This window comes from Pseudomonas sp. TUM22785, assembly GCF_028198105.1.
In the GTDB taxonomy this organism is placed as follows: domain Bacteria; phylum Pseudomonadota; class Gammaproteobacteria; order Pseudomonadales; family Pseudomonadaceae; genus Metapseudomonas; species Metapseudomonas solani.
In genome coordinates this window covers 3,465,252-3,491,370 of record NZ_CP116239.1, presented here as the reverse complement: position 1 = coordinate 3,491,370, position 26,119 = coordinate 3,465,252, and the positions used below count along the sequence as shown (strand labels likewise).

The following is a 26,119-nucleotide window of genomic DNA, read 5'->3' as shown; positions in this document are numbered from 1 at the left end:
ACGATGACAGGGACGACCCAACTGCTGATCCCCATGGCGCTGCAAGCCCTGCTGGTGAACCAGCCCGTGCTCAATGGCAGCAGGTTCCGGCGCTGGCGGAACAACTACAGCTACCTGGTCAACAACATGGACAGCCCCACGCCGGCGCCCTTCCAGGACGGCGGCGACCCACCGAAACCGGGCATCCACCTGCACTGGCAACTGCCCCAGGCCCTCAAGCACGGGCAGCCGGGCGCGCAGCTGTTCACCATCACCGCCGCGGTTGCCACCATCACCCGTGCCCTGGAGCAGAACCAGCCGAGCGCCGAGCTGCTCGCCGCCTTCAGCAGCAACGGCCTGGTCTTGGCCGCCAGTGGCGTTTCGATCGCCCCCCAGGCGGACACCGGCGACACCGGCTGGCAACTGATCGACTGGCGCAACGCCCGGCACTACCTGATCGAACCCCGGCAGGATGCGGCGAAACAGCCCTACCTGGCCGTCAGCGACGCGCAGATCAGCTTTCCCCAGGTGCCCAACCGCTGGCTGGTGGTGCGCTTCCAGCCTGGCCCGAACAAGATCGACCCCACCTCCTGGATCATCGAAAGCGACTACCTCGATGCCAGCGCCGGCTCGATGTCCTTCCTCGACCCCAAGGCGCAGAACCTCGGCAGCCCGAACGCCGTGACCAAGATCGGCAAGTCCCAGCTGCTCAGTGCCAGCTGGAGCGAAACCGCCGCCGGCAATGCCATGTTCCTGCGCGCCATAGGCCCCGGGGACGTGACCTTCAGCGCCTATGCTCCGGCCGCGCAGAACGTCTTCAGTTTCGTCGACGGCGATGCCGCCAACCTGCCGGAAAACACGGCCTTGAGTTACCTGGTGGCCGGCTGGTACGCCAATCCGGACTTCGATCCGCTGCAGGGTGCCGGCGCACAGCTGGACGCCTTCAGCGCCCAGCTCGGCGACCTCAACTGGGCCCTGGCCGGGTTCCCCGACCTCAGCCAGTACACCGGTGCGCTGGCCAACCGCTGCATCGTCCACGGCATGCGCCATTCCCTGGTCTGGCAAACCGCGACCATGCCGACCGGCGACCAGACCCAAGTGCCGGGCGACATCGGCAAGAACGTGAAGGTCGCCATCGGCAACACCTCGGTGGAAGCCCTCGCAGCCCTGGTGGGGGTGACCAGCGGTGACCAGGATGTCGACCTGACCCTGCTCGAAGCCCTGCAATATGGCTCGCTGGACACCCTCGACCAGGTCGGTGGCCGCACCCTGGTGGCGGACAAGGCACGCCAGGCCCGCTACGGCGCCATCCCGGGCGGCCAGGCCTGGGAAGTCCGCGCGCGGGAAACCACCGGCACGACGAATGCCAGCGCCCCTGTCGACAGCACCGACTACGCCGCCGGCCTCGCCGCCCTGAATCGCGCCCAGGCCCTCCTCAACGCCAACCAGCGCCAGCTGACGTCGTTGCAATGGACGCTGTACGCGCGTTGGTGGAAGAACCAGAACTACAACGTGCTCGGCCTGGGGCCGACCAATCCGCCGGCCAACATGGCCCAGATCGCCAGCGCACTGGACCCCAGCTCGGCGCAATACCAGGCCCTGGTCAGCCAGATCCAGCAGCTGCAGCAGAGCATCAGCGTCACCCTCAGCAGCGGCCAGGTGCCGCTCTACAGCGACGAGACGGCCATCGAGGCCTATGCCCGCAATGTGCTCAAGCTGCCGGCCTCTCTGGTGCTCAAACCCAGGAACGCGCCCCGCTACTGGCAGCCCAATGACCCGGTGCTGGTGGTTGCCGGTATCGCCAACCCCGACAACGACAGTGCCGGCCCGGCCCTGCAGTGCCGCACCCTGGACCAGGTCGTCACCGGCCTGAGCATCAACGGCAAGACCGTCACCGCCGATGGCGCGGCAGCGTTGATCCCCCTGCCCCTGGCCAACCCGGGAATTCCGCCTGCGCTGTACGCGCTGTGCAAGGAGGCGTTCTTCCTCGACCCGGCGAACTGGACGAACATCGCCGCCAACCTGTTCATGGGCAACGTGCAACCTGCCGACATCGGCGCAGCCATCGCCAAGGGCACCTGGGCGGCCGCCGGCTCCCAGGGACCCCTGGCGCTCTCGGTGGCGGCCTGGGTGCAACCCTGGAACCCGCTGTTCCTGGAGTGGAGCCTGAAGTGGTACCCCACCTACAGCCAGAAGGATGGCGACTCGCCCTGGCAGTTCAACCGCAATGAATGGCAATTCGACGGCGACGACTACAACTGGACCGGGGTGCACCTGAACGAAAGCCTGATGGTCGGCTATACCGGGCGCACGCTGCTGTCGTCGCACTCGGTGTTCAACTTCGAGAACCGCCTGCGCGACTACATCGACAAGTCCAGGACGCCGCAGCCGAAGCTGGAAAGGCTCGATGCCCTGCTCCAGGCGATCCGTTCCTGGGGGGTGATGTCGCAGCGCCTCAGCGGCCTGCATGGCGAGTTCGCGACCCGTTCGGCAGGCCAGTCCTGGCCCCCCATCGGCGACATCGCTGCCCTGGTGCAGAACCAGTACCAGAGCGCACCCGACCCCAGCAAAGGCGACCAGGACTATGACTACGGCCCGGTGTCGCCGACCTTCTTCCCGCAGCTGGGCGGATTCTTCGTGATCGACGATATCGAGGTGGTCGACAGCTTTGGCCAGTCCGTCAGCCTGCTGCCCGCCAACAACAACCCCTCCGGTGGCAAGGCCTCGACCTTTACCCCCATCCGCTCGCGGCAACTCACCCCGGCCAACCCGAATATCGCCGTCGGCGACTACACGCCGGCGCAGTTCGTGCAGCAGCGCTTCGGCCTGGTCCAGCCCGGGCAACTGAGCATGCGCTGGGTCGACGCCGACAAGGACAGCGATGAGGTCGGCCTGGTGGCTTCCGCCGATCCCGTGTGCGGCTGGGTACTGCCCAACCACCTGGACGTCGCCCTGGCCATCTACGACCAGCAGGGCCAGTTGCTGGGCGAGGTGCGTGAAGACCCCAGCCGGCAGACGGTCGCCTGGTTCCCGGCGCCCGATAGCCTGAACCCCATCACCAGCCCGGAGCAGATTCCCAACCTGCACCTGCGTGGCGTGGTCAGCGGCCTGATGGCGGCGCAGCGCCAGGCCGGCGGCACCTTCGACAACTTCCTCACGGTGATCGACGAATCACTGTGGCTGGTGGACCCGCTCGGCCCCCGCAGCGACCCGGACATGGCGGTGCTGATCGGCCGGCCCCTGGCCGTGCTGCGACTGAAGCTGGCCCTGGAGCTGGCCGGCGAGCGCTACACCAACCAGAGCTGGGCCGACACCTTCACCGACAATGACAACGGCGTGGGCCAGACCGCCTTCGCCTTGCGCCTGGGCAGCCTGGCCGTGCGCGAAGACGGGCTGATCGGCTACTACGCCGACCCGGCCTTCCAGACCTTCAACGCGGTGCACTACCCCGCCGGGCTCGACACCGGCTCCAGCTACGTCCAGGCCATCGGCGGCAAGGCCGGCAACTACCTGTCGCTGACCGCCGATGGCACCCCGGCCTTCATCACCCTGCTGATGGACCCGCGCGGCACCCTGCACGGCAGCACCGGCATCCTGCCGGTCAAGAACATCGCCCTGCCCAACCGCTTCTTCGAAAACACCCTGAGCAATATGGAAATCACCTTCAGCGTCGGCTCGCTGCTGACCTCGGCGGCGTCGATCCAGATCCCGCGCCTGGCGGAGCAGAACGGCGAGTGGTCGTGGATCAGCCACACCAGCCCCACCCAGTTCACCGCCTCGGCGGTGGACTTCAGCTCGCCCAACGCCCAGCTCTCGGCTCCATCCATGCAGGTCCAGGACGGCTGGCTGAAGTTCATGACCCACCTTGATAGGAATGCCGACGATGAGTGAGCTCCTGCTGTCCTACTCGTTCCTCACCGAGCCCGGGGTGCTGCAGGCGGGCAATACCGCGCGCCTGACCATCATCGTGTCGAATGCCGGGGCGCCCTTCACCCTCAATGGCATCGACTTCGTGCTAACCCAGGGTAGCGGCGCACGGGACATCGCCAGCGGCGTGACCCCGACCACACCCAGCCTGCCCGACGGCTGGTCGCACCCGACGCCCAGCGGCGGCAGGTTCTCGATGTTGCCGGCGGCGCCCTACAGCATCGGCCGCGACGGGCTGATCTTCGTCTTCGACCTCACGGTCAGCCCCATGGTCGGCACCGCGCTGATCGCCATCACCGAACACATCGAGGTAGACGGCTCGACGCGGGCCAACCGCGGCTCCCTGGCGGTGCCCAAGTTCCCCCAGGACTTCCGCCTCGACGCCTTCTACAGCGCCACGCCGATCATCAACCAGGGCGACAGCGTGACCCTGGTCTGGACCGGGCAGAACCTGCACCTGGCCAACTACAGCATCAGCTACAGCGTGGATGGCCAGAGCACCCTCGTGAACATCCCGGCGCGCACCTACATCTACACCCTGGATGCGGTGGAGGCCTCGGGCATCTACTACCTGCACGTCACCGCCGCGAGCGACGAAACCACCTCGTTCACCTTCCAGTCCAGCGTCTACCCCATCACCGTCAACCCGGCCATCGCCGCGTTCTGGGCAGCGGAAAGCGTCGGCGCCCCCGGCGACAGCGTCGTGCTCAACTGGCGGGTGGCCGAGAGCGTGACCAGCGCCACCATCAGTTGCCTGCAGAGCGGCGCCAGCTGGAAGCTGGACGCCACGGCCCTGGCCAAAGGCATGCTGACGGTCGATCTGCCGGCGATCTCCATGTCCGCGCAGTACCAGCTGCAGGCCTTCCAGGGTGGCCAGGACGGCGCTGCGCCCCAGCTGGTGGCCGCCAGCACCCTGAGCATCGCCGTCAGCACGAGCATCCCCCACCTGAAGAGCAACTACGCCCAGTTCGTCACCGACGCCCAGGCCGTGGACCTCGGCAAGATGCCGGCCCGAGCCATCGACGACGAGGTGGTGCCGCCGCTGATGGAGGCGATCTTCCGCGCCTTCAAGAGCGTGTACCCAAACGTCGACTTCTACCTCGACTGGGCCAATGACACGGCCAATGCGCGCAGCTTCGTCTACATCGACGGCCGGCAGAAGGTCGTGGTCAATGGTGGCCTGGTACGCATCACCTGCCTGTACTACGAAGCCTTCTGCTTCATCGTCGGCCAGTGCGTGGCGCGCTTCAGCGGGCAGACGCCGGTGGACGGCAACGGCCTGAGCTACGTCGGAGTGGCCGACTACACCACCACCGTCACCCTGCTCTCGCGGGTGTTCTTCTCCGTCTCCGACAACAGCGCCCTGAACAGCGGCATCGAGATCCAGATCAAGACCCTGTTCCAGCAGGGCATCTCCAGCCAGAACCAGAAGCCCGACCCGAATGACCTCGCGGCCAACCCGGGCATCCCCTGCCGCTACCGCGCCATCACCGCAGGCATCTTCGGTGAGGCGCTGCCGGGGTGCGTCAGTTCGAGTTCCTGAGCCGGCCGTTGCACCGACAGAACCTATCCGCACAACCACCAGAACCAGAGGGACTTGAAATGGGATCGATCTTTCCGGGATGCGAAAACTCCGTGCATGACCTGAATCCGAACGCTAAGGTCTGCAGCGAGCAGCATTGCGACAACTTCACCGAGTCGCAGACCTTCCACGACGACTGCAACACCTTCGGCAAGGGCCACCCGCTCTACCCCGTCTCCACCGCGCAGTGCATCAACAGGCAGCCGCCCCATGACATCAAGGAGCCGGACTACGACCCCACCTGGGGCTACAGCTGCCCGGACGGCTACGCCACCCAGACCTGCTACTGCTGCTGCTCCTGCCTGGCCAACGGCACGCCGATCGCCATCCCGAACGGGGTCAAGGCCATCGAGCAGTTCAACATCGGCGACGACGTCACGGTGGGGGGCTGGGACGCGCAGAAGCTGTCCTGGAAGACCGGCACGGTGAAATTCTCCAGCGGCACCGACGCTGGCGGGCACAGCACCATGGTGTACATCCGCGCTGCCGGTGACCGCCAGTGGGTCGCCTCCTTCGACCACCTGTTCCTGATGAGCAACGGCAAGCTCAAGCGCGCGGATCGCCTGGTCCCGGGCAGGGACCAGCTGATGACCGCCGAGGGCACCGCGCTCGACATCAACAGCTGCCAGATCGGCATATGGAGGGGAGGCCTGCACCACATCGCCACCGGCTTGCACTTCACCGGTACTCTCGATGGCCACCTGATCAATTCGGCGGGCGTGGTGTCCGGCGATTACTGCCTGCAGATCAACCAGCACGAGTTGGCCAAGATGGGCCTGATGGACGGCCCGGACGACACCCCCGTCCTCGGCAGCGAGTCGTTTGCCGCCGCCAACCCGCACCTCAGCGTGACCCGTGCCGCTGCGCTGCATGCCGGCGAGAACCTGGAGGGCGTGGCTGCCCCCGCAGGTTTCAGCGCCTTCAACCCCGCAGGTGACATCTACATTCCGGCCGGGGCCGCGCGCTTCCTCACCGAGGAGCAGGCCGACGACATCGTCAATAGCAAGCAGGCCAGCTTCCGCGACCTGACCAGCGAAGCCGGCATCGACGCCGTCAACTACCTGATCAAGGTGTTCAAGGCTTTCTACCCCTCGATCAACGTCCTCATCGACCGCGCCAACCCCAGCTTCAACACCTACGCCTTCGAGATGTACGGGCAGCAGCACCTGGTGATCAGTGGCGAGATCACCCGGCTCAATGGCCTCTATGCCGATGGCTACAAGTTCATCATCGCCCAGGGCATCGCCCGGCTCCTGGGCAGCACGCCGAAAGACGCCAATGGCTTCACCTATACGGCGGCCGCCGACTTCTATGCGGTTTCGTCGATCTTCCGTAACGTCTTCTTCCTCGACTCCGACGACCTGTTCAACAACGCACTGGACCAGATCAAGACGGTGTTCGGCTACATCCTCCCGATCCATGCCGGCGGCGACGACAACGACCTGGCCAACAACCCCTCGATCAAGTGCCGCATCGGTTCCATCAACACCGGCATCTTCGGCGGCAACGTGCTGCCCTGCGCCTGCGACGACCTGGCGCTGCTGGCGGCCACGCCGAACGGCAGCGACCCCAAGAACCTGCTTCTCGCGCTGTCCTTCAACAAGAACATCGACCCCCTGAGCATCGAGGACCTCTACAACTTCAAGTTCACCCCCGCCGGCGCGAGCGAAGTCGTGACCAAGCCGCCCAAGGTGCTCTCCGCCCAGCTCAACCCGCAGGACGCCTCGGTGGTCGTGCTGGCCGTCAGCGCGCCCCTCGGCAGGGCGTTCACCATCACCCTGACCGATGTCGCCGCAGAGAACGGCTCGGTGCTGGGCGAGCACAACAGCGCGGACTTCAACTTCCCAGCGGCCAAGTAGCCAGGAGGCCCGACATGAGCGAACTACAGGCCATCGCCGGTATCCGGCTGCGCTCCATCGAAGACGGCTGTCGCCAGCTGGCCGACATCCTCGGGCTGGATGCCCCGGTCGCATCCGCGGTGCTGATCGCGGCGGTGCAGTCCGAGGAGTACGCCCGCAACCTGTTGGTCTGCCGCCGCACGCCGGCCTTCCTCGACACCTTGCTGGCCAATCCGACGGTCGCGCCCACAACGGCAGCAGTCCCCGTCAAGGGAACGCGCGAGCTGATGAAGCAGGCGTCCACTGCGCTGGCCAGCTGGAGCGCCGTGGGCTTCTCGGTGGTCGACAGCGAGGTGTTCGAGCGGCGCCTGGGGGCCTGCGTCGCCTGCCCCAACCTGCGGCCCTCGGACAGCGCCCCCAGCGCCCTGCAAAAGCTCATGAAGACCCGGGCCAGTTGCGCGCTGTGCGGTTGCGACGTGGAGAAGAAGGCCCGCATGAGTTCCGAACGCTGCCCGGGCGAAGACCCGCAGTTGGCGGGTCACAACCGCTGGGGGCAGCCCCTGCACCCGGCCTGATGCACGGCAGGCCCGCCCGGCGCGGGCCTGCCGGCTCCCTCCCCCTCGGCCGCCCCCGGTCGCAGCCTGTTTTGGCACATACTTATTCCCCGAAATTATTTATCCAAGGTCGTTTGGCGCTTTTAGGATATATGTCGTTCTACCGGGCCCAGCCCGTTACAGAGACTTGCCCAAGCAAGCACCTTCCTGCCCTGCGTTGCACACCATCGATGCGCCCTGCCCCCTGCGGGACGCTAGTCTGCAACGAGGATTGATCCATGAGCTTCGACCTTTTCTGGTTCCTGCCGACGTCCGGCGATACCCGTTTCCTGGGCCGTTCCGAGACTGGCCGCCCGGCCACCAACGCCTACATGCGGCAGATCGCCGTGGCGGCGGAGCAGCTCGGCTACGACGGCGTGCTGATCCCCACCGGCGCCAGTTGCCTCGACCCCTGGGTAACCGCCGCCAGCCTGGTGCCCGTCACCCAGCGCATCAAGTTGCTGGTGGCCCTGCGCACCACCCTCGGCAACCCCACCGCCACCGCACGCCAGGCCGCGAGCCTCGACCAGGCCAGTGGCGGGCGCCTGCTGCTCAACGTGGTGCCGGGTGGCGACGCCACCGAGCTGGCCGCCGATGGCGTGTTCCTTGACCACGACGCGCGCTACGCCGCCTCGGACGAGTTCCTCACCATCTGGCGCCGCCTGCTGCAGGGCGAAACCGTCGACTTCGACGGCGAGCACCACAAGGTCCGTGGCGCGCAGAACTTCTTCCCGCCGTTGCAGAAGCCCTACCCGCCGCTCTACTTCGGCGGCTCCTCGGTGGCCGCCCACGAGCTCGCCGCCAAGCATGTGGACGCCTACCTGAGCTGGGGCGAGCCGCCGGCGGCGGTGGCCGAGAAGATCGCCGACGTGCGTGCCCGCGCGGCCAGGCATGGGCGCACCGTGCGCTTCGGCGTACGCCTGCACGTGATCGTGCGGGAAACCGAGGAGGCGGCCTGGGCCGCTGCCGACGAGCTGATCAGCCACCTGGACGACGCCACCATCGCCGCCGCCCAGGCCAACTACGCGCGCATGGACTCCGAAGGCCAGCGGCGCATGGCCGCCCTGCACCAGGGCCGGCGTGACCGCCTGGAAGTGGCGCCCAACCTCTGGGCCGGCGTCGGCCTGGTACGTGGCGGCGCCGGCACGGCCCTGGTGGGCGACCCGCAGACCGTCGCCGCGCGGCTGCAGGAATACGCCGACCTGGGCGTCGACAGCTTCGTGCTCTCCGGCTACCCGCACCTGGAAGAGGCCTACCGCTTCGCCGAACTGGTGTTCCCGTTGCTGCCCGGCAAGGGCAAGGTCACTGTCGACGGCAACTTCACCGGCGGTGCCTTCGACATCCGTGCCGGCAAGGGCCAGGCCGCCTAGCAAGCCCGCTCACGGGTGATAACTGAAAATTCCGACCCTGCACTCATCCACGGAAGGGGAACAAATGCCGCTAGAGTCCCCCGGCCGGCAGCATTCGCTACGGTCCCATTCGCTACCGCCAAAGGAGCTCCAGATGCCATTCGTCAATGTCCGTATCACCCGTGACGGCGTCACCCGCGAACAGAAGGCCCAGGTCATCGCCGAGATCACCGAGACCCTGCAACGGGTCCTGGGCAAGGCACCGGAATACACCCATATCGTCATCGAGGAGATCGACACCGATAACTGGGGCTATGCCGGTGTCACCACCACCGAGTACCGCAAGAGCCAGCCCAGTTGAGGGCGAACGGCAGCAAACGCGCAGGGAGGCCTGTGCCTCCCTCGATCGAGCGACTGCGCCGCCATGGGCTCGAGCGGCCAGCCGCAAGTGTGCAGCGCCCCGCCGCCTGGCTAGCGCGCCAGCAATGACCCGCGCAAACGCTCGAACGCCGCCGTGGCATAGCCCTCGCGCCAGACCAGCAGCGTATCCACCGGCATCACCGCCAGCGCGGTGAGCGCCGGGCTCTCCCGGTACAGCGCGAGCACCGAGCGCGGCACGATGCCGGCGCTGTCCCCCGCGCTGACGCAGGCGAGGATGGCGTGGTAGGAACCCACCTCGCGCACCTGCAACGGCGTACCTTCACTACGGTGCTCGGCCAGCCAGCGCTCGGCGAGCAGGCGGTAGGTGCAGCCCCGGGCGAAGCAGGCCAGCGTGCCGACACGGATGTCCCCCGGCGAGGCCGCTGGCGGGTGGTCCGGCGGCAGCACCATCACCAACTCTTCATGGAACACCGGGCTGGCGCACAGGCCGCGTTCCAGCGCCTGGCCGGCGAGGTCTTCGCGGTGCAAGGCATCGGGGTGGGCCACCAGGGCGCAATCGAGGCGGCTGGACAGCACCCCCTCGATCAACGCCTGACTGGTGCCGGTGGACACCTCCAGGGACACCGCCGGGCACTCGCGGTGGTAGCGCGCCAGCACCGCCGGCAAGCGGCTGGCCGCGGTGCTCTCCATGCTGCCCAGGCGCAACGTGCCGCTAGCCAGGTCCGGATGCATGGCTTGCCGCGCCTCCGCCGCCAGGGCCAGCAGGCGTTCGGCATAGGCGAGGAATTCACGGCCCTTGTCGGTCAGCGCCATGCGCTTGCCGTCCCGTTGGAACAGCGGCACGCCCAGCTCATCTTCCAGTTGCTGGATGCGCGTGGTGACGTTCGATTGCACCCGTTGCAGCTGCTGGGCGGCACGGGTCACGCTCTGCTCGGTGGCGACGGCGCGGAAGATCTCGAGGCTGGTCAGGTCCACTTTCAATCTCTTTTGGAGAACAAGTTGATCTAAATATTCTCTTTATGAGATTTTGCGTCAAGCCAACCATCGACCGAGAGGCCTGCCGAACATGTTGCTCACCGAACTGCTGGGGATCGACATCCCCCTTATCCAGGCGCCCATGGTGGGGGTTTCCACGCCGAAGCTGGCCGCCGCCGTGTCCAATGCCGGCGCCCTGGGCTCCATCGGCATCGGCGCCAGCACGCCCGAGCAGGCGCGGACGATGATCCGCGACACCCGCGCGCTCACCGCCAAGCCGTTTAACGTCAACCTCTTCTGCCACCAGCCGGCCCAGGCCGACCCGGCGCGCGAGCAGGCCTGGCTTGAGCACCTGCGCCCACTGTTCGCCGAATTCGACGCCGAGCCGCCGGCCACCCTGCGGGAGATCTACCGCAGCTTCCTCGATGACCCGGCCATGCTCCAGGTGCTGCTGGAAGAAGCCCCGGCGGTGGTCAGCTTCCACTTCGGCCTGCCGCCACAAGGCTGGATCGACCCGTTGAAGGCTCGCGGCATCCGCCTGCTCGCCACCGCTACCAGCCTGGCCGAAGCACGGCTGATCGAAGCGGCCGGGGTCGACGCCATCGTCGCCCAGGGCGTGGAGGCCGGCGGCCATCGCGGCGTGTTCGAGCCCGAGCAGGATGCGCTGATCGGCACCTTCGCCCTCACCCGCACCCTGGCCAGCCAGACCCGCCTGCCGGTGATCGCCGCCGGCGGCATCATGGACGGCGCCGGCATCCGCGCCGCCCTGCAGCTGGGTGCGAGCGGCGCACAGCTCGGCACCGCCTTCATCCTCTGCCCGGAATCCGCCGCCAACGCCGCCTACCGCGAGGCCATGAAAAGCCCACGGGTCGAGCGCACCGCCCTCACCGCCGCCATTTCCGGCCGCGCCGCCCGGGGCCTGCCGAACCGGCTGTTCAGCGATGTCGGCCACCCCCGGGCCCCTGCCCTGCCCGACTACCCCATCACCTACGACGCCGCCAAGGCGCTGCACGCCGCCGCCTCGGCCAAGGGTTGCGACGACTACGCCGTGCAATGGGCCGGCCAGGGGGCGCCCCTGGCCCGCGCACTGCCCGCCGCCGAACTGGTGACCACCCTCGCCCGCGAACTTTCGTGATGATGTAGCACGGGCTTCAGCCCGGGGCGCCTGAACCAAGGGAGGCCCAGCACCTCCCTTTCACTTCCCGTCCGGACTTTGGCCGGACTCGCCGTGGCAAGGCGCGGCCAGCTTGGCCATGCTGAGCAGGCCCATGACAACGATAAGAGGTGGCCGCCATGTTCGAGTTCTACCATGCCCATCCCAGCGTCAACCGTGCCCTGCAGACCCGCCGATTCCAGACCCTTCCCGCCACCGGCGCCCTGGGCGCGGATGTCAGCGGGGTCGACCTGAAACAGCTGGACGAGGACGGCTTCGCCGAACTGCGCCAGGCGCTGCTGCACCACAAGGTGCTGTTCATCCGAGACCAGCAGCTGGAAGTCGAGGACCTGGAACGGGTGACCCTGGCCTTCGGCGAATTCGGCCGCGAGCCCTATGTGAAGTGCATGCCCGATCACCCGAACGTGGTCCACGTGGTCAAGGAAGCCGACGAGAAGACCCCGGTGGTCTTCGGCGGCGCCTGGCACACCGACTGGTCGTTCCAGGAGAGGCCGCCGGCCTTCACCCTGCTCTACGGCAAGAACATCCCGCCCTTCGGCGGCGACACCTTCTTCGCCAACCTGGCGCTGGCCCATGACTGGCTGTCGCCGCCGCTGCAGGCCTTCCTCCAGGGGCTGGACGCCATCCACAGCCCGGAGCGCGCCTATGGCGTCGGCGCCGCGCACAACAAGCTGCTGGAGAACATGGACATCCGCTTCGGCGAAGCCACCGACGGCGAGGTGCGCCGCCATCCGCTGATCACCCGCCACCCGGAAACCGGGCAGCGGGTGCTCTTCGTCAACCCGGCCTACACCAGCGGCATCGAAGGGCTGCGGCCCTCGGAGGCCACGGCGCTGCTGACCCACCTGTTCAGCGTCGCCGCCCAGCCCACCTTCACCTGCCGCATGCGCTGGAGCCCCGGCACCCTGGCCATCTGGGACAACCGCAGCACCTGGCACCTGCCCATTTCCGACTACCACGGCATGCGTCGCGAGATGTACCGCACCACGGTGGTCGGCGAGGCCCCCAGCCGCTAGCCCCGCAGCGGGGGCTGCCCGCCGGCCGCCCCCGCGCGCCCGTCAGTCGCTGTAGTAGCCGGTCACCACCAGGTAATGGCCGACCTTGCGCAGCAGCGCGTGCTTGTACTCCACCTTGCCGGTCACCGGGTTCTTCCAGCGGTACTCGTAGTCGCCCTTGTCGGCCTTGGTCATCAGCTCGAGGATCGGCGCGCCCACTGGCTTGCCTTCGGGGTCGTCGATGGTGGCGAAATCCACGCCCACCAGGCGCAGGTTGTAGCCGTGGGCGACGTAGCGGCGGTCCTGCAGGTCGATGACGAAGAGGTACAGGTCGTCCTCACGGAAATCGGGCGACAGCGCGTTGATCGCCTTGATGCTCCCCGCCGCGTCGGCCTCCATCGCCTTCACCGCGCGGGCCATGAACTGGTGGGCCTGCTCGGGCGTGGCCCGGGGCAGGTAGTGGCCGACGGCGATGATGCGCTCGCCGACCCGGCGGAAGTAGACCTCCTTGCGCTCCACATGGCCATCGCGCCAGTTCTTCCAGCGGTATTCGGCGGTCTGCACGCCCTGCTGCTCGGTGGTGGCCAGCACCTTCTGGAAGGCGTCGCGCAACTCCGGCTCCAGCACCTGGGACACATCGCGGCCGATCAGCACCGCCGAGGGTCCGCCGCTGGCCAGCATCACGCCGTGGGTGTCCACAACGAACACGTAGCGGTCCTCCTCGATGAACTCGCCCTGGCGGCTGAAGACGGCCAGCGCCGCATCACCGTGCGCCTGGTAATAGTCGACGGCGCGGTCCAGCAGCGCCCGCGCCTTCATTGCATCCTGCGCCGGGTCGGCATGGGCCAGGCAGGCGAACAACAGGCCTAAGGCCAGGGCAATGCGTCGGATCATGGGTACTGCTCCTTGCGCCCACAGGGGCGATGACGGCGACCACCTGGCCGCAATGAATGATGGATGTACGCCTATGCATTCTTGCCCACTCCACGGATATCGCCAGAGCAGAGAGGCACCTGCGACTCGAGCTGGCTATGCCCGTTGCCAGCCAGGGAGGTACGCGCCGCAAGCGGATGGACAGCGCGCCAGCCGGGCGTATCGACGCCTACCGTCAGCGCACCGCCACGCTATTCGGGCGCCTGGTATGCGGCGGTGGCGGTGACAGTTGCGAGCGCTGAAGGGCTGAAAAGCACTCTTTCGAGGGACATTGCCGATGGTCGATGCGGCGATCTGTTCGATGGCGTGACCGGCGATTTGTCTCTAACCTGAGACACTTTCAGGGAAGAACCACGGGCTGCAGGATGCAGGCAGTCGATTATCCGAAGCACGCGGGCCAGGTCGACACGCCGTCGAGGGCTTGCGGCTTCCCAAGAACAAGACAAGAAACGGATGTCCGAAGAAAACAGTTCCGAACGCATCATCGTTGCCGACGATCACCCCGTATTCCGCGATGGTCTGCGGCGTATCGTCCAGCGTGTACTGCCCACCGTGCAGGTGGAGGAAGCCGGCAGCATGGAGGAAGTGCTCGCCCTGGCCAATGAGGGCGCCGCGCCCAGCATGTTCATCCTCGACCTGCTCTTCCCCGGCCAGTCCGTCGAGGCCATCGGCGCACTGCGCCAGGCCTTCAAGCGCAGCTCCATCGTCATCGTCTCCATGGTCGACAGCCAGAAGGCCGTCGATGAAGTCATGGCCGCCGGTGCCGACGGCTTCATCGGCAAGGCCATCGCCCCCGACGAGGTCGGCGAGGCGCTGCTGGCCATTCGCGAGGGAGATTTCGTGGTGCGCTTCGGCGAAACCGGCCTGCTCGCCCACGACGCCGAACTGACCCAGCTCACCCCGCGTCAGCAGGACGTGCTGCGGCTGATCGCCAACGGCCTGTCGAACAAGGAAATCGCCCGCGAGCTGGACATCTCGCCCTTCACCGTGCGCATCCATGTCTCCTCGCTGCTGCGCACCCTGGGCGTCAACACCCGCGCCGCCGCCGCAGCCAAGGCCGCCAAGGCGGGGATCTAAACCCCCACAGGTAGCCCGGGTTCAGCCCGGGAGCAGCGAAGGCCCTCTCTGTAGGAGCGGCTTCAGCCGCGAAAGACCTTCTGCAGGCACCTGCTATGGGTGGGCGGTTATTCCATCGCGAATGAATTCGCTCCCACGAGGCGGGCTTGTGTGGGGGCTTCAAGGTCGCTTGGTGGATGAAAAAAGCGTCATCCACCCTACACGTCGGTCAACGCCCTGGTTCGGGTTGGTCACGGCGCCGTAGGTTGGCGCCGAGCGCAGCGAGGCCCGACACAACCATGTTCGGCCCCGCTTCAGGCTCTCCCTGTGGGAGCGGCTTCAGCCGCGAAAGACCTGTCGCCAGCCCATGGCCATGCGAGCGGCCGGACACCCCATCGCGAATGAATTCGCTCCCACGAGGCGGGCATGTGTGTGGGCTTCAAGGTCGTTTGGTGGATGAAAAAAGCGTCATCCACCCTACACATCGGTCAGCGCCGTGGTTCGGGTTGGGCACGGCGCCGTAGGTTGGCGCCAAGTGCAGCGAGGCCCAACACCACCCCGCTTAACTAGCCGCGGCCTGCTCCGGCATGCCCAGCTTCAACGCCATCAACACGGAGCGCAGCTCGGCCGGGTGGATGGGTTTGGAGAGGATGGGGATGTCCGGGTCGGCCACTGATTCCTGCACCCGGCGTACTTCGTGGCCGGTGATGACCACCGCCGGCACCTTCCAGCCGCTGCGGGCGCGGACCTGGTCGATGCAATCGGCCCCTGACAGCTCGGTGTCCAGGTCGAAGTCAGTGATCACCAGGTCGCATTGCACATCGCCCGGCGGCAGCGAGGGCCGCGCCTCGACGATGCAGCCCCATTTCTCCAGCAACGTGGCGGTGGCGCGCAGCACGTTGCCGTCGTCCTCGATGAGGATCACCCGCAGGCCGTCGAGCATGCGCAGTGGCGCGCGCCGTGCCGGCAGCGGTGCATGGCGCGGCGCCTCGCTGGCGATCAGGCCGCCAATGGACACGCTGGTGCCCCGCCCCAGGCGCGAGGCGATGCGGATCTCCAGCCCCATCAGCTCGGCCAGGCGCTTGACGATGGCCAGGCCCAGGCCGACACCTTCGATGTCCTTGTCGCGCACCTGGCGCACCCGGTAGAACTCGTCGAAGACGTTCTCCAGGTGCTGCGGGGGAATGCCCCGGCCCTGGTCGTGGACCTGGATGACGAAGCGCCCGCCACGGCGGCGGCAGCCGATCAGCAGCGGCTTGCCCGGCGCGTACTTGAGGGCGTTGGAGAGGATGTTCTGCACCATGGTCGCCAGCAGATGCGGGTCGCTCAACACATGCAGCCCGCGCGGCACCCGCAGGCGGATGCGCACCCCGGCCCAGCGCGCGGCCTCGGCATTCTGTTGCACCAAGTCCTCCAGCAACTCCCCCAGCGCCACCGGCTGCGCCCGGGGCACCACCTTGCCGCCGTCGAGGCTGTACATGTCGAGGATCGAGCGGAACAACTGCGACACGCTGTGCAGCGACTTGTCGATGCTGTCCACCAGTTGCCGTTCCTCGTGGCCAAGGTCGGCATCGCGCAGGCAGGCGGTGAACAGGCTGATGCTGTGGATCGGCTGGCGCAGGTCGTGGCTGGCCTGGGCGAGGAAGCGCGACTTGGCCAGGTTGGCGGCGCTCTCCGCCTCGGTGGCGCGGCGGGTCTGGCCCAGCAGGATGTTCACGTACGCCGGCACGATGATGGTGGTCACCACCAGCGTCAGCACCACATAGGGCTGTTCCTGCCAGTAGGAGTTGAACAGGGTGATCACCCCCAGCGCCGCCAGTGCCAGCAGGGTGGAAACCGCCAGGTAGCGCGAGCCGAAGCGCAGGCCGTTGCCCACCGTCACCCACAGCAGCAGGCCGTAGGCCGGCAGCATCGCCGCCCCGCCCACGCCCATGGAAAACCCGATGCCGGCGTAGTCGTGGACCATGGAGAACAGCCGCCGCGCGGGGTAGTTGCCGGGCCGCCGCACGATGGCCATCAGCAGCACGAAGGACACCACCAGAAACAGCGAGTTGTAGACGAGGATGGGCACTGCCAGCTCTTCGGGCATGCGCCCCATGAGCTGGACAGCCGCGGTGTAGAGCGTTGCGAGGCTGGTGATCACCAGGCGGACGACCGCCTGGGAGCGTTCGGTGTCGATGGCGCTACTGCGGGGAGCGGTCATGCGGAGTCCTGTCCGTTCAGGGTGCCCGGTTGAACGGGCCTCGTCCTTTTTTGAGGGTGACACCTTATGCGCCACCCTCCCGCATGATCAAGCACGCCGGCTTGCGGCTGCCGCTCCCCTGACCAATGGCGCCGAGCCACCGTTGATCATTCTTCCCGAACCCTTCCCGCCGCCATGGGCCGTAATTCCTGTAACCCCACTGTTCTGGAGAACCCCATGAGACTGAACACATTGACTGCCTTCCTGCTCAGCGGCTGCCTGGCCGGAGCCTCCCTCACCGCGCTGGCCGAAACCGATGGCGGCACCGGCCCCACCGTGCCCGGCCCGAGCACGCCCAGCTCGCCCACCGCGCCTTCCACCGACAGTGGCAGCGGGACCGGCTCCGGCGCCCAGTCACCGGGCAATGGCATCGGCGGCCCGAGCGCACCGGGCGGAACCGGGTCAGGGACTGGCGGAGCCGGCAGCGGCACCGGAGGCCAGGGCGGCGCCCCCACGCCGGGCACCAATGGCACCGGCACGGGTACAGGAACCGGCACTGGCACCGCGCCTGGCGGCACCGGAACCGGCGGTTCGGGAACGGGCGGCGCTGGCACCGGCTCCGGGACTGGCGGTGCGGGCACGGGTACCGGCGCTCCCGCCGGCACCGGCGGTACAGGCGGCTCGGGTTCCTCGGGTGGGAGCGGCAGCGCCACCGGCGGCTCCAGCGGCAGCCAGTGACCAGCCTGCGGGCAACCACGCTTCCCGCGTGGTTGCCGCGCCTGCCGAAGCGGGCCCAACAGCGTCAAGGTCTTCTCCCTGGCGCTCTAATCGATGCCCACCGCCAGGGTCCGAGCCTCAGCGGCACAGTCGCAACCGCTGTCCAGACCCTGGCTGCGCGCGGTTGCGAGCTCCTTTCGGGCCATGGCGAAATCGGCCTGGAAGGTCGGATCGCTGTGCAGGCGTGCCACGGCGGTGGAACCCACCTCACGCCCCTCACGGATATCGCTGTACCAGTGCACGTTGCACACCATGCGGCTCTCCGAATAGGCCCGGCCACGGGCCCAGATGGCGTCGGCATGTTCCGGAGCCAGTTCGCTCAGCACCAGTGCCCAGGCCCAGCCAATCGCGCTATGCCCGGATGGATAGGAACCATCCTTTGCCAGCTTCGGCTCATCCTCCGGGGTGCAACTGGGCTGCCGGTTCAGCACGAAGGGCCGAGTACGGCTGTAGCGCGTCTTGGCGCTGTAGGTCGCCAGGCCGGCGTCGGCCAAGGTCCGGCGCAGTAGCCTGTACAACGCCGGTGTCTGCTGCTCGCTGATGGGCGCACCCAGGGCACAGGAAAAGGTCCCGGCGGCAGCGGGGAATTTCAGGTCGGCATCGCGGATAGCCAGCTCCCAGCGCGCACTGCCCCGCAAAGCCTGGCTTTTTGCAGCCAGTGTCTGGTCCAGCAGGAACGCCGGCGTGCCAGCAGCAGGCGGTGGCGGTAGCAGCGCCAGGCTATTGGGTAGGTCTTCCTTCTGCAGGTAGCCCACCAGGTAACCCGGGCGGAATTCCGGGATCGCTTGCTCCGGGTCAGCTTGCCTGGCTTCGCTTGGGTTGATGAGCGTCAGCAACAACAGGCTGGCCAGACAGTTCGATACGTGACGTTGCATAGGAATAGCCTCTTTATATTTATAGGTGCGAGCCATTGCAGTGGTTTCGTTATTGAATCGCCGAAATTAACTACCGGATGACCCACGAGTAGTTGAACATCAGGCGTGTATCGTTGGTGTCGCGCTGGAAGTTAACCGCGTGATTGGAACGAAAGACCGCACTGCGCAAGCGAACACTGACGTCCTTCAGCGGACCGTTCTGCACGACATAGCGCAGTTCATTATCCAGCTCCCAGGACTTACCGATCTTGCGAGTTCCGATGATCTCGGCATGGTCGCCGAACATATAACGGCTATTGAGACTAAGGCCGGGTAATCCCAGGCCGGCGAAGTCATACCCATAGCGCAATGCCCAGGAACGCTCCTTGGCATTGGCGAAGTCGCCGAGTATCGACAAGTTGATCAGGTTGGCATCCGAGCCCAGGAGGTAGGCGTAGCCGGTATCCCCCATCATCCGCTGGTAGGCCACACCGAGACTGTGGCCGGCGTAGGCATACCCGAGAAACCCCTGCAGGGCCCGGTTGTCGATCTTGCCGCCCTTGGCGCCGCCATGGTCGCGCATGAGGCTCAAGCGCAGGTCGCTGCTCAGGGCTCCGGCACCCAGGGCGCCCTTGTGGCTCAGGACGAAGACTTGCTGGCGGTAGATATCCTCCAGTTGGGCGATGTGGTAGCGACCCAGCCAGTGCGCCTGGAATCGGTAGTCGACCCCGGCCGTGTCGAAGTGCGCCGCCGTCGCGCCATGCCCCTGGAAGCGCCGGTTCAGGGTGTTCAGCCGCAGTGGCGTGTACTGCGTGGCGTTGCGCTGCATGACCCGGCTCAAACGCCCTGCGGTCAGCTCCAGGTTCTCGAACTCGGCGGAGGTCAGCAGCCCGCCTTCGAACAGCTGCGGGAACAGGCGACCATCGTTGGGTTTGAGTGTCGGCAGGACCGGCGGCGCGAGTGCCCCGAGCTTGAGCTGGGTCTTGCCGGACTTGATCTTCCCGGCCAGGGCGAGCTTCGAATAGTCATCCTTCGCACGGCCATTGCGGTCCACCTGCAGCAACCCGGTACCGCTGCTCCCCGGCGCCGAGTCCAGCTTGACGCCGAGCATGCCGATGGCATCGACGCCAACGCCCATGCTGCCTTCGGTGAAGCCCGAGTCCAGGCGCAGGATGAAACCCTGTGCCCACTCCTCACGGTCGGCAACACGGCCCTCGCGAAAGTCACGATTGAAGTAGTAGTTGCGCAGGTCCAGCCGAGCGCTGCTGTCGTCGATCAGATCGGCCGCTGCCGGCATGGCCAGCGCCCCTGTACACAGCAGGATCGAGTAATTGCGTCTTTGAAGTAGCAAGCATCTTGAAAGCATTGCATCGTCCTCTTTTATTGTTGTTCTTGGAGCAAGGCGACGTGTGGCGTTTTTATTGAAGCGTTGCAGGTTTATTCACTTGCGCGGCAGGTGCAGGTGCAGGTGCAGGTGTAACTCTGGCTCGACAATTTCCAGGTCATTAAGGGGTTTTATTGACCGCATGACGCCTTGAACTGACGAGGCCGAGGCTAAAGTCCAGGCAAACTTAAACAAGAACCATCAGGCCCATGAATGAGGCACTACGTGAATCAGCCCGATAATTACCTGTCCGCGCCAGGCAAGTGTCATATCAGTGGAATATCCAAGTGATCTTTTATTGCGAGCGTTGTAAGTAATTTAAGTTTTGCCGTAAGAACTTACTTACTTGGAAAGACCCCCTAATTGTCTGCTTATTCATAGGGGGCAGTGTGAGTCCTGGCACGCGAGGACTGCGCGTACGGTGTCAGTGCAGCGAGTGATGGCGAAATACTAGCCATCGTCATCCCTTCCCTTTAGTCTCCCTCCACCCGCACCCACCTTCCCACCCTGCGGGCCCTTCGAGGACTCACCATGCAGCGGACCCTGGCTATCGCCCGCAAACTCTCCCTGTGCCTGGCATTCGGCCTGGCCGCCACCCAGGTGCACGCTGCCGGCGCCCTGGCCATCGACAGCAACCAGGGCCTGCAATACGGCTTCGCCTACGACTACCCGGACCTGTCCCAGGCTCAGGACCGCGCCCTCAGCGAGTGCGGCAGCAACTGCGAAGTGGTGCTGAATTTCGAAAGCGGCTGCGCCGCCTACGCCGCCGACCAGGTCAATGGCTCCACCGCCTATGGCTGGGGCGCCGACTTCAACGCCGGCAACGCCCAGTCGCGCGCCATTTCCGAATGCCAGGACCGCGGCGGCAACGCCTGCCTGGTGCGCAGCTGGGGCTGCAACAGCGAGTGATAGCCAGGGCGCTGTCGGCTGGCCCGATGCGCGCCCATTGCCCACTTTCCCGGTTATTCCTGCCCGCACGGCCCTGCGGCAAAACGCCACGAGCGGCCACTCCCGAGCAGCCCATCGACCTGCTAAAGTCGCCGCCCATGAAATTCACCCGCACCGAACGCCCGCTGATCGCCTGGATGCTCTACGCAAGCGTCCTGTTCAGCCTGTTCGCCTGCGGTATTCACCACGGCCAGATGAGCGGCCTGGCCCTCAGCGGCCTGGGCGGTGCCTTCTGTTCGGCCACCGACGCCGAAGGTGCCGGGATCGACGACAGCGGCAAGCAACTGCCCCAGCTCGCCTCCCAGTACAGCTGCCCGCTCTGCTCCTCTTTCGCCCCGGCCGTGGCCCTCAGCAGCATCGGCTGGCAGATCGACGCCTTCCTCGGCGTGCCCGCGACACCGATCGAAGCCCACAGCTGGCCGCAACCGCCGCCGCGTGAACTCTGGCCTTCCCTCAACCCCCGCGCCTCCCCCACCTCTTCCTCGCTCGCCTGACCACTTGGCGCCTTCGCGCCGGACCCCCTGTGCACGCTCGACTAGGAAGAGCCGATGAACCCGAAACACACCTGCCTGGTGCTGCTGGCCTGTGCCTGCTCGCCCGCCTACGCCCAACACGCCAGTAACGCCCTGGAACTGCCCGCCAGCACCATCAGTGCCGCCGGGGAAAAGCCCGGCCTTGATCTCGACGCCGCTGCCGAAGGCACCTCGCGCCTGGGCCTCAGCCCCCGCGAGAACCCCGCCTCGGTGGCCATCGCCGGCCGCGAGAAGATCGAGCGCATCGGCGCGCGCAACTCCCTCGATGTCGCCAACGCCCTGCCCGGCGTCAACGCCTCGGCCCCGCCCGGTTGGGGCGGCTACGTCGCCTACCGCGGCTTCAACGGCGCCCAGGTCAACCAGCTGTACAACGGCATCAGCCTGCAATACACCAGTGCCAACCGCCCGGTGGACGCCTGGATCTACGACCGCGTCGAGCTGATCGGCGGCCCCTCCTCCTTCCTCCACGGCAGCGGTTCGGTGGGCGGCAGCCTCAACTACGTCACCCGCCTGGCCAGCCGCGAGAACAGCGGCGAGGCGCGCATCCGCTATGCCCGCTTCGACGACCGCGAGGTCTCCATCGGCATCAACCGCGTGCTCAACGACGGCCCCGGCCCGCACCACTACGCCCGCCTCGACTACAGCCGCAACGACGGCAACGGCTACATCGATCGCCAGGAGCGCGGCGCCGGCAACTTCGCCTTCTCCCTGCTCAGCGACCTCACCGACAACCTCTCCCACACCCTGGCCATCGAGTACCTGGAAGAGAAGGAAGACAGCCCCTACTGGGGCGCGCCGACCCTCAACCCCAAGGCCGGCGAACTGAAGATCGACCGCCACGACCGCTTCTCCAACTACAACGTCGAAGACGGCCGCTACGAGCAGCGCACCCGCTGGCTGCGCTCCATCACCGACTACCGCCTCGATGACGCCAGCAGCCTGCGCAACACCTTCTACCACTACGAAGGCCAGCGCGATTACCGCAACCTCGAGACCTACCGCTACACCGCCGACAACAGTGCCATCCAGCGCACTGGCGCCTACCTGCAGCGCCACGACCAGGAGCTCAACGGCAACCGCGTGGAGTTCCTGCACAAGGCCGAATTGCTTGGCCGGGCCAGCGACTGGGCCTTCGGCCTCGACTACAGCGTCAACCAGCAGGCGGTCTACCCGCGTTCCTCCTCGGCGATATTCGACACCGTGCAACCCGGCGCCTTCGACCCCGACCACTTCGACGACATCCCTGGCATGGCCGCCAGCCTGGTCAAGGCGCGCAGCAACGAAGTGAAGACCACCTCCGCCTTCGCCGAGAACCGCCAGCAGCTCACCGACGAGCTGGCCCTGGTCACCGCCCTGCGCTACGACCACATCGAGCTGGACGCCACCAACCACGGCGCCGTCAGCGCCAACGCCCCGGCCGCCTTCTCGCGCCGCTGGGACGCCGTCACCGGGCGTGCCGGGCTGGTCTGGCAGTTCACCTCCGACGCCAACCTCTACGTGCAATACAGCACCTCGGCCGAGCCGCCGGGCGGCACCCTCACCGGCGCCAGCTTTACCCAGGTGCGCGACTACGACCTGAGCACCGGCCGCCAGGTGGAAGTGGGCAGCAAGCTGGACTTCGACGAAGGCCGCGGCTCGGCCACCGTCGCCGCCTACCGCATCGTGCGCAAGGACTTCCCCATCGCCGATGCCACCAACCCCAACAGCACCATCCAGGCCGGCCAGCAGACCTCCGACGGCATCGAGATCGCCGCCTCCTACCGGCTCACGCCCACGCTCACCGCCGAAGGCAATTTCGCCTGGGTCGACGCGCGCTTCGACGAGTTCAACGAGGTGGTCAGTGGCGCCAACGTCTCGCGCAAGGGCAAGACCCCGGTCAACATCCCCGATCGCCTGGCCAACCTCTGGCTCAGCTACGAGCTGGCCGAGGACTGGCGCACCGGCGTCGACGCGCGCTACGTGTCCTCGGTCTACGCCAACAACGCCAACACCCAGTGGGTGCCCTCCTACACCCTCTACGGCGCCTTCCTCGAACACCGCCTGAGTGCCGACACCAAGGTCACCGCGCGCCTGCGCAACCTCACCGACGAGGTCTACGCGCGCTTCATCCACCAGACCGGTGCGCAGTACTACCTGGGCGAGCCGCGCAGCCTGGAACTGGCCCTGGACATGCGCTTCTGAGGGCCGCCGGATGAAACGCCACCTGTACCTCTGGCACCGCTGGCTGGGCATCGGCCTGTGCCTGTTCATGGCCCTGTGGTTCGTCTCGGGCGTGGTCATGCTCTTCGTCGGCTACCCGAAGCTGACCCAGGCCGAGCGCCTCGCCCCGCTGCCGCCCCTGGCAGCGGGCTGCTGCGTCGAGCCCGGCGTGGCGCTCGCGGCCAGCGGCCGCAGCGAAGCCCCCTCGAGCCTGCGCCTGGTCAGCATCGCCGGCGAGCCGCGCTACCTGCTCGGCTACCGCGACGCCAACCTGGCGGTGGACGCCCGCGACGGCGTCCTGCTGGGCGCCCAAGGGCCGCTGCAGGCCCTGGCCAGCGCGCGCAGCTTCAGCGGCGCCGAAGCCCATTACCTGGAAGGGGTGGACGAAGACCTTTGGAGCCACAGCCGCGCCCTGGATGCCGACCGCCCGCTGCACAAGGTGCGGGTCGACGATACGGCGCGCAGCCTGCTCTATGTCTCCTCGCGCACCGGCGAGGTGGTGCGCGACGCCAGCCGCGCCGAACGCGCCTGGAACTACCTGGGCGCCTGGCTGCACTGGCTCTACCCACTGCGCGGCGGTGTGCTGGATGGCCTCTGGGCCAACATCGTCATCTACCTGTCCCTGGCGGCCACGGCGATGGCCGTGCTGGGGGCGGTGGTCGGCCTGCTGCGCTGGCGTTTCTCCAGGCCCTACCGCAGCGGTTCGCGCTCGCCCTACCCGGCCGGCTTCGCCCGCTGGCACCACCTCACCGGCCTGGGCTTCGGCCTGCTGCTGATCGCCTGGATCTTCAGCGGGCTGATGTCCATGCGCCCCTGGCACCTCACCGAAGGCCGCTCGCCCCTCACCGCGCGGGATTTCCAGGGCGGCGAGCTGCGAGGCGACGCCTTCCATGTGGGCGTGAACGAGGCCCTGCAACGCTTCCGCGAAACCGGCCTGGAGCCGGTGGAACTGCAATGGCGGATGCTCGGCGGCGCGGCCTACCTCGGCGCCCTGGATGCCCGGGGCGACAGCCGCGTACTGCCTCTGAACGGCGTTGGCCCGGCCCTGGCGATGCTGCCACGCAGCACCCTGGAAGCCGCCGCACCGGAGCCCGTGGCGCAAGCCGACTGGCTGGAGGCCTACGACGCCTATTACTACCCTCGGGGCGAAGCCAGCATGTACGGCGGCCAGCCGAAGCGCCTGCCGCTGCTGCGCCTGGCCTTCGACGACCCCGGCCACAGCTGGGTGCAGATCGACCCCTACAGCGGCGCCGTGCTGGATGTGCTGGACGACAACCGTCGCGTTGGCCGCTGGCTGTTCAACCTGCTGCACAGCTGGGATTGGCAGCCGCTGCTGGAACGGCCGTGGCTGCGGGAGGTGCTGATCATCGCCTTCAGCCTCGGTGGCCTGGCCATCAGCGTCAGCGGCGTGGTGATCGGTTGGCGCCGGTTGCGCCCCAGGCGCAAGCCGGTGCGTTCCCGCGTGCCTGCGAGGGCGACTGCGCGTCAATCATGACGCGCAGGCCGCTCATCCCTGACGAGCGGTCATAAAACCACCACCCCGCTACAGCGCCCGAAGCTCGTGGCCTGCACCCATCCGCACCCAGGTTATCCACAGAGTCATCCACGGTTTCTGTGGGTAGCACCTCGGGTTGCACCCGGGCCGTGGCCCGGGGCGGTCGATGGCCTTGCGGAGGGGGCTACTGCGCGGCCTTGGCGGTCTGGAACTGCAGGGCGTCGCGGGTGAGCTGGTCGATCACCGGAGCAAGGTCGGCGGCGGTGACCTTCTGCCGGTCGTTGCTCAGGGTTTTGCCGAAGCCCTTGCGCACCAGGCGCAACACCGACTTGCCGGAGGCGTTGTCCACCAGTTCGCCTTCGAGGAACAGCTCGGTGTTCTGGTCGCGCTCGCCGGTGGCGGCCATGGCGCCGCCCAGTACCAGGGCGATCGGCAGCACCTCGTAGGGACGCAGGCCCTGGTTCTCGGCGGCGACACCGGTGATGGCGCCACGGAACACCAGGGTACGTGGGCCGGCCTGCTCGGGGCGCACTAGCGGCAGGCGCTGGGCCAGGGCGGCGGCCATCTGCTGGTTGGCACGGGCCAGCACGGCATCCAGGGTGGCCTGGTCGACCCGCGCATCGGGCTTGGGTTGCGGGTAGAAGCCCAGCGGTTGCAGCACCAGGCTGTCATAGCGGGACAGGTCGAAGCCGGGGTCCACCCAGCGCATCACCGGCACGCCCGAGGCGGAACGCGCGCTCTGCAAGCCTTCGTAGCTGGAAAGGAAGCCGGAATACTGGTCCTGGCTCACGGTCTTGCTGGTGCAGCCGCCAAGGGCAACACCAACGGCCAGGACAACGGGGAGCAGCGTGCGGATCGGGTTCATGCGGGTGTTCCTCCGGGGGGTGAAACGGTCGTTTTCGGGGTGTGCGGAAGCCGGCGCCCTGCCGTGGCCGCGCCCCGTTTCGTTGAAACCTGCATCAAAA

Annotated in this window: 21 protein-coding genes; 15 read left to right on the top strand and 6 right to left on the bottom strand. The window is 67.1% G+C overall.

The window, feature by feature from the left end; all coding sequences use genetic code 11:
• Positions 1–3: 3 nt before the first annotated feature.
• From PI990_RS15835 to PI990_RS15810, 6 genes are all read left to right on the top strand, one after another.
• Complete coding sequence (locus PI990_RS15835; protein ID WP_271661244.1) at positions 4–3,870, top strand: hypothetical protein; 3,867 nt, start codon at positions 4–6, stop codon at positions 3,868–3,870.
• Positions 3,863–5,449, top strand: coding sequence for a hypothetical protein (locus PI990_RS15830; protein ID WP_271661243.1), 1,587 nt, complete (start codon positions 3,863–3,865; stop codon positions 5,447–5,449). Before PI990_RS15835 ends, PI990_RS15830 begins: the two co-directional genes overlap by 8 nt.
• Positions 5,450–5,541: 92 nt before the next feature.
• Positions 5,542–7,347 carry a hypothetical protein gene (locus tag PI990_RS15825; protein ID WP_271661242.1) on the top strand — a complete coding sequence of 602 codons (1,806 nt, stop codon included), beginning with the start codon at positions 5,542–5,544 and terminating at the stop codon, positions 7,345–7,347.
• A 14-nt stretch (positions 7,348–7,361) separates the two neighbouring features.
• The gene (locus tag PI990_RS15820) at positions 7,362–7,901 is read left to right on the top strand and encodes a hypothetical protein (RefSeq protein ID WP_271661241.1); all 540 of its coding nucleotides are present in this window, start codon (positions 7,362–7,364) and stop codon (positions 7,899–7,901) included.
• A gap of 257 nt (positions 7,902–8,158) precedes the next feature.
• On the top strand, positions 8,159–9,289 hold the full coding sequence (ssuD, locus tag PI990_RS15815) for an FMNH2-dependent alkanesulfonate monooxygenase (protein WP_271661240.1): 1,131 nt from the start codon (positions 8,159–8,161) through the stop codon (positions 9,287–9,289).
• 133 nt (positions 9,290–9,422) lie between these two features.
• Positions 9,423–9,629, top strand: a complete 207-nt coding sequence (locus PI990_RS15810; RefSeq protein ID WP_021221661.1) for a tautomerase family protein — start codon at positions 9,423–9,425, stop codon at positions 9,627–9,629.
• Positions 9,630–9,739: 110 nt separating this feature from the next.
• On the opposite strand, the gene PI990_RS15805 is transcribed toward PI990_RS15810, so the two are convergent.
• Entirely contained in the window at positions 9,740–10,624 is an 885-nt protein-coding gene (locus PI990_RS15805; protein WP_271661239.1) for a LysR family transcriptional regulator, read from the bottom strand.
• Between the two features lie 91 nt (positions 10,625–10,715).
• Here PI990_RS15805 and PI990_RS15800 point away from each other — a divergent pair, with 91 nt between their 5' ends.
• Positions 10,716–11,759, top strand: coding sequence for an NAD(P)H-dependent flavin oxidoreductase (locus tag PI990_RS15800; protein ID WP_271661238.1), 1,044 nt, complete (start codon positions 10,716–10,718; stop codon positions 11,757–11,759).
• A 158-nt stretch (positions 11,760–11,917) separates the two neighbouring features.
• Positions 11,918–12,814 (top strand): TauD/TfdA dioxygenase family protein, encoded by an 897-nt coding sequence (locus PI990_RS15795; RefSeq protein ID WP_271661237.1) that lies wholly within the window; start codon positions 11,918–11,920, stop codon positions 12,812–12,814.
• A 42-nt stretch (positions 12,815–12,856) separates the two neighbouring features.
• Here PI990_RS15795 and PI990_RS15790 read toward each other — a convergent pair whose 3' ends face one another.
• Entirely contained in the window at positions 12,857–13,687 is an 831-nt protein-coding gene (locus tag PI990_RS15790) for a cache domain-containing protein (RefSeq protein WP_184490412.1), read from the bottom strand.
• A gap of 137 nt (positions 13,688–13,824) precedes the next feature.
• Between PI990_RS15790 and PI990_RS15785 the strand changes: the two genes are divergently transcribed.
• The gene (locus PI990_RS15785; protein ID WP_271661236.1) at positions 13,825–13,968 is read left to right on the top strand and encodes a hypothetical protein; all 144 of its coding nucleotides are present in this window, start codon (positions 13,825–13,827) and stop codon (positions 13,966–13,968) included.
• A 211-nt stretch (positions 13,969–14,179) separates the two neighbouring features.
• Positions 14,180–14,803, top strand: coding sequence for a LuxR C-terminal-related transcriptional regulator (locus PI990_RS15780; protein WP_184490411.1), 624 nt, complete (start codon positions 14,180–14,182; stop codon positions 14,801–14,803).
• Positions 14,804–15,344: 541 nt separating this feature from the next.
• On the opposite strand, the gene PI990_RS15775 is transcribed toward PI990_RS15780, so the two are convergent.
• On the bottom strand, positions 15,345–16,985 hold the full coding sequence (locus PI990_RS15775) for a hybrid sensor histidine kinase/response regulator (protein ID WP_021221667.1): 1,641 nt from the start codon (positions 16,983–16,985) through the stop codon (positions 15,345–15,347).
• Between the two features lie 216 nt (positions 16,986–17,201).
• Here PI990_RS15775 and PI990_RS15770 point away from each other — a divergent pair, with 216 nt between their 5' ends.
• On the top strand, positions 17,202–17,702 hold the full coding sequence (locus tag PI990_RS15770; RefSeq protein ID WP_271661235.1) for a hypothetical protein: 501 nt from the start codon (positions 17,202–17,204) through the stop codon (positions 17,700–17,702).
• Positions 17,703–17,788: 86 nt separating this feature from the next.
• Here PI990_RS15770 and PI990_RS15765 read toward each other — a convergent pair whose 3' ends face one another.
• On the bottom strand, positions 17,789–18,652 hold the full coding sequence (locus PI990_RS15765; RefSeq protein ID WP_271661234.1) for an acid phosphatase: 864 nt from the start codon (positions 18,650–18,652) through the stop codon (positions 17,789–17,791).
• A 34-nt stretch (positions 18,653–18,686) separates the two neighbouring features.
• Positions 18,687–19,961, bottom strand: coding sequence for an OprD family porin (locus tag PI990_RS15760; RefSeq protein ID WP_442969330.1), 1,275 nt, complete (start codon positions 19,959–19,961; stop codon positions 18,687–18,689).
• Positions 19,962–20,510: 549 nt separating this feature from the next.
• Between PI990_RS15760 and PI990_RS15755 the strand changes: the two genes are divergently transcribed.
• The 4 genes from PI990_RS15755 (at position 20,511) to PI990_RS15740 (ending at position 25,154) form a co-directional block, all read left to right on the top strand.
• Complete coding sequence (locus PI990_RS15755) at positions 20,511–20,888, top strand: DUF4189 domain-containing protein (protein WP_021221671.1); 378 nt, start codon at positions 20,511–20,513, stop codon at positions 20,886–20,888.
• 137 nt (positions 20,889–21,025) lie between these two features.
• Positions 21,026–21,421, top strand: a complete 396-nt coding sequence (locus PI990_RS15750) for a DUF2946 domain-containing protein (RefSeq protein ID WP_021221672.1) — start codon at positions 21,026–21,028, stop codon at positions 21,419–21,421.
• Positions 21,422–21,475: 54 nt separating this feature from the next.
• Positions 21,476–23,641, top strand: a complete 2,166-nt coding sequence (locus PI990_RS15745; RefSeq protein ID WP_271661232.1) for a TonB-dependent receptor — start codon at positions 21,476–21,478, stop codon at positions 23,639–23,641.
• A gap of 10 nt (positions 23,642–23,651) precedes the next feature.
• Complete coding sequence (locus PI990_RS15740) at positions 23,652–25,154, top strand: PepSY domain-containing protein (RefSeq protein ID WP_271661231.1); 1,503 nt, start codon at positions 23,652–23,654, stop codon at positions 25,152–25,154.
• A gap of 184 nt (positions 25,155–25,338) precedes the next feature.
• On the opposite strand, the gene PI990_RS15735 is transcribed toward PI990_RS15740, so the two are convergent.
• Positions 25,339–26,019, bottom strand: a complete 681-nt coding sequence (locus PI990_RS15735) for a DUF3313 domain-containing protein (protein ID WP_184490404.1) — start codon at positions 26,017–26,019, stop codon at positions 25,339–25,341.
• Between the last annotated feature and the right edge of the window lie 100 nt (positions 26,020–26,119).

What these genes read in the sequence shown, in the direction of transcription:
- PI990_RS15835 (WP_271661244.1), top strand. Translation starts at nt 4, where the DNA reads ATGACAGGGACGACCCAACTGCTGATCCCCATGGCGCTGCAAGCCCTG.
- PI990_RS15830 (WP_271661243.1), top strand. Translation starts at nt 3,863, where the DNA reads ATGAGTGAGCTCCTGCTGTCCTACTCGTTCCTCACCGAGCCCGGGGTG.
- PI990_RS15820 (WP_271661241.1), top strand. Translation starts at nt 7,362, where the DNA reads ATGAGCGAACTACAGGCCATCGCCGGTATCCGGCTGCGCTCCATCGAA.
- ssuD (WP_271661240.1), top strand. Translation starts at nt 8,159, where the DNA reads ATGAGCTTCGACCTTTTCTGGTTCCTGCCGACGTCCGGCGATACCCGT.
- PI990_RS15810 (WP_021221661.1), top strand. Translation starts at nt 9,423, where the DNA reads ATGCCATTCGTCAATGTCCGTATCACCCGTGACGGCGTCACCCGCGAA.
- PI990_RS15800 (WP_271661238.1), top strand. Translation starts at nt 10,716, where the DNA reads ATGTTGCTCACCGAACTGCTGGGGATCGACATCCCCCTTATCCAGGCG.
- PI990_RS15795 (WP_271661237.1), top strand. Translation starts at nt 11,918, where the DNA reads ATGTTCGAGTTCTACCATGCCCATCCCAGCGTCAACCGTGCCCTGCAG.
- PI990_RS15790 (WP_184490412.1), bottom strand. Translation starts at nt 13,687, where the DNA reads ATGATCCGACGCATTGCCCTGGCCTTAGGCCTGTTGTTCGCCTGCCTG.
- PI990_RS15785 (WP_271661236.1), top strand. Translation starts at nt 13,825, where the DNA reads ATGCCCGTTGCCAGCCAGGGAGGTACGCGCCGCAAGCGGATGGACAGC.
- PI990_RS15780 (WP_184490411.1), top strand. Translation starts at nt 14,180, where the DNA reads ATGTCCGAAGAAAACAGTTCCGAACGCATCATCGTTGCCGACGATCAC.
- PI990_RS15775 (WP_021221667.1), bottom strand. Translation starts at nt 16,985, where the DNA reads ATGACCGCTCCCCGCAGTAGCGCCATCGACACCGAACGCTCCCAGGCG.
- PI990_RS15770 (WP_271661235.1), top strand. Translation starts at nt 17,202, where the DNA reads ATGAGACTGAACACATTGACTGCCTTCCTGCTCAGCGGCTGCCTGGCC.
- PI990_RS15765 (WP_271661234.1), bottom strand. Translation starts at nt 18,652, where the DNA reads ATGGCTCGCACCTATAAATATAAAGAGGCTATTCCTATGCAACGTCAC.
- PI990_RS15760 (WP_442969330.1), bottom strand. Translation starts at nt 19,961, where the DNA reads ATGCTTTCAAGATGCTTGCTACTTCAAAGACGCAATTACTCGATCCTG.
- PI990_RS15755 (WP_021221671.1), top strand. Translation starts at nt 20,511, where the DNA reads ATGCAGCGGACCCTGGCTATCGCCCGCAAACTCTCCCTGTGCCTGGCA.
- PI990_RS15750 (WP_021221672.1), top strand. Translation starts at nt 21,026, where the DNA reads ATGAAATTCACCCGCACCGAACGCCCGCTGATCGCCTGGATGCTCTAC.
- PI990_RS15745 (WP_271661232.1), top strand. Translation starts at nt 21,476, where the DNA reads ATGAACCCGAAACACACCTGCCTGGTGCTGCTGGCCTGTGCCTGCTCG.
- PI990_RS15740 (WP_271661231.1), top strand. Translation starts at nt 23,652, where the DNA reads ATGAAACGCCACCTGTACCTCTGGCACCGCTGGCTGGGCATCGGCCTG.
- PI990_RS15735 (WP_184490404.1), bottom strand. Translation starts at nt 26,019, where the DNA reads ATGAACCCGATCCGCACGCTGCTCCCCGTTGTCCTGGCCGTTGGTGTT.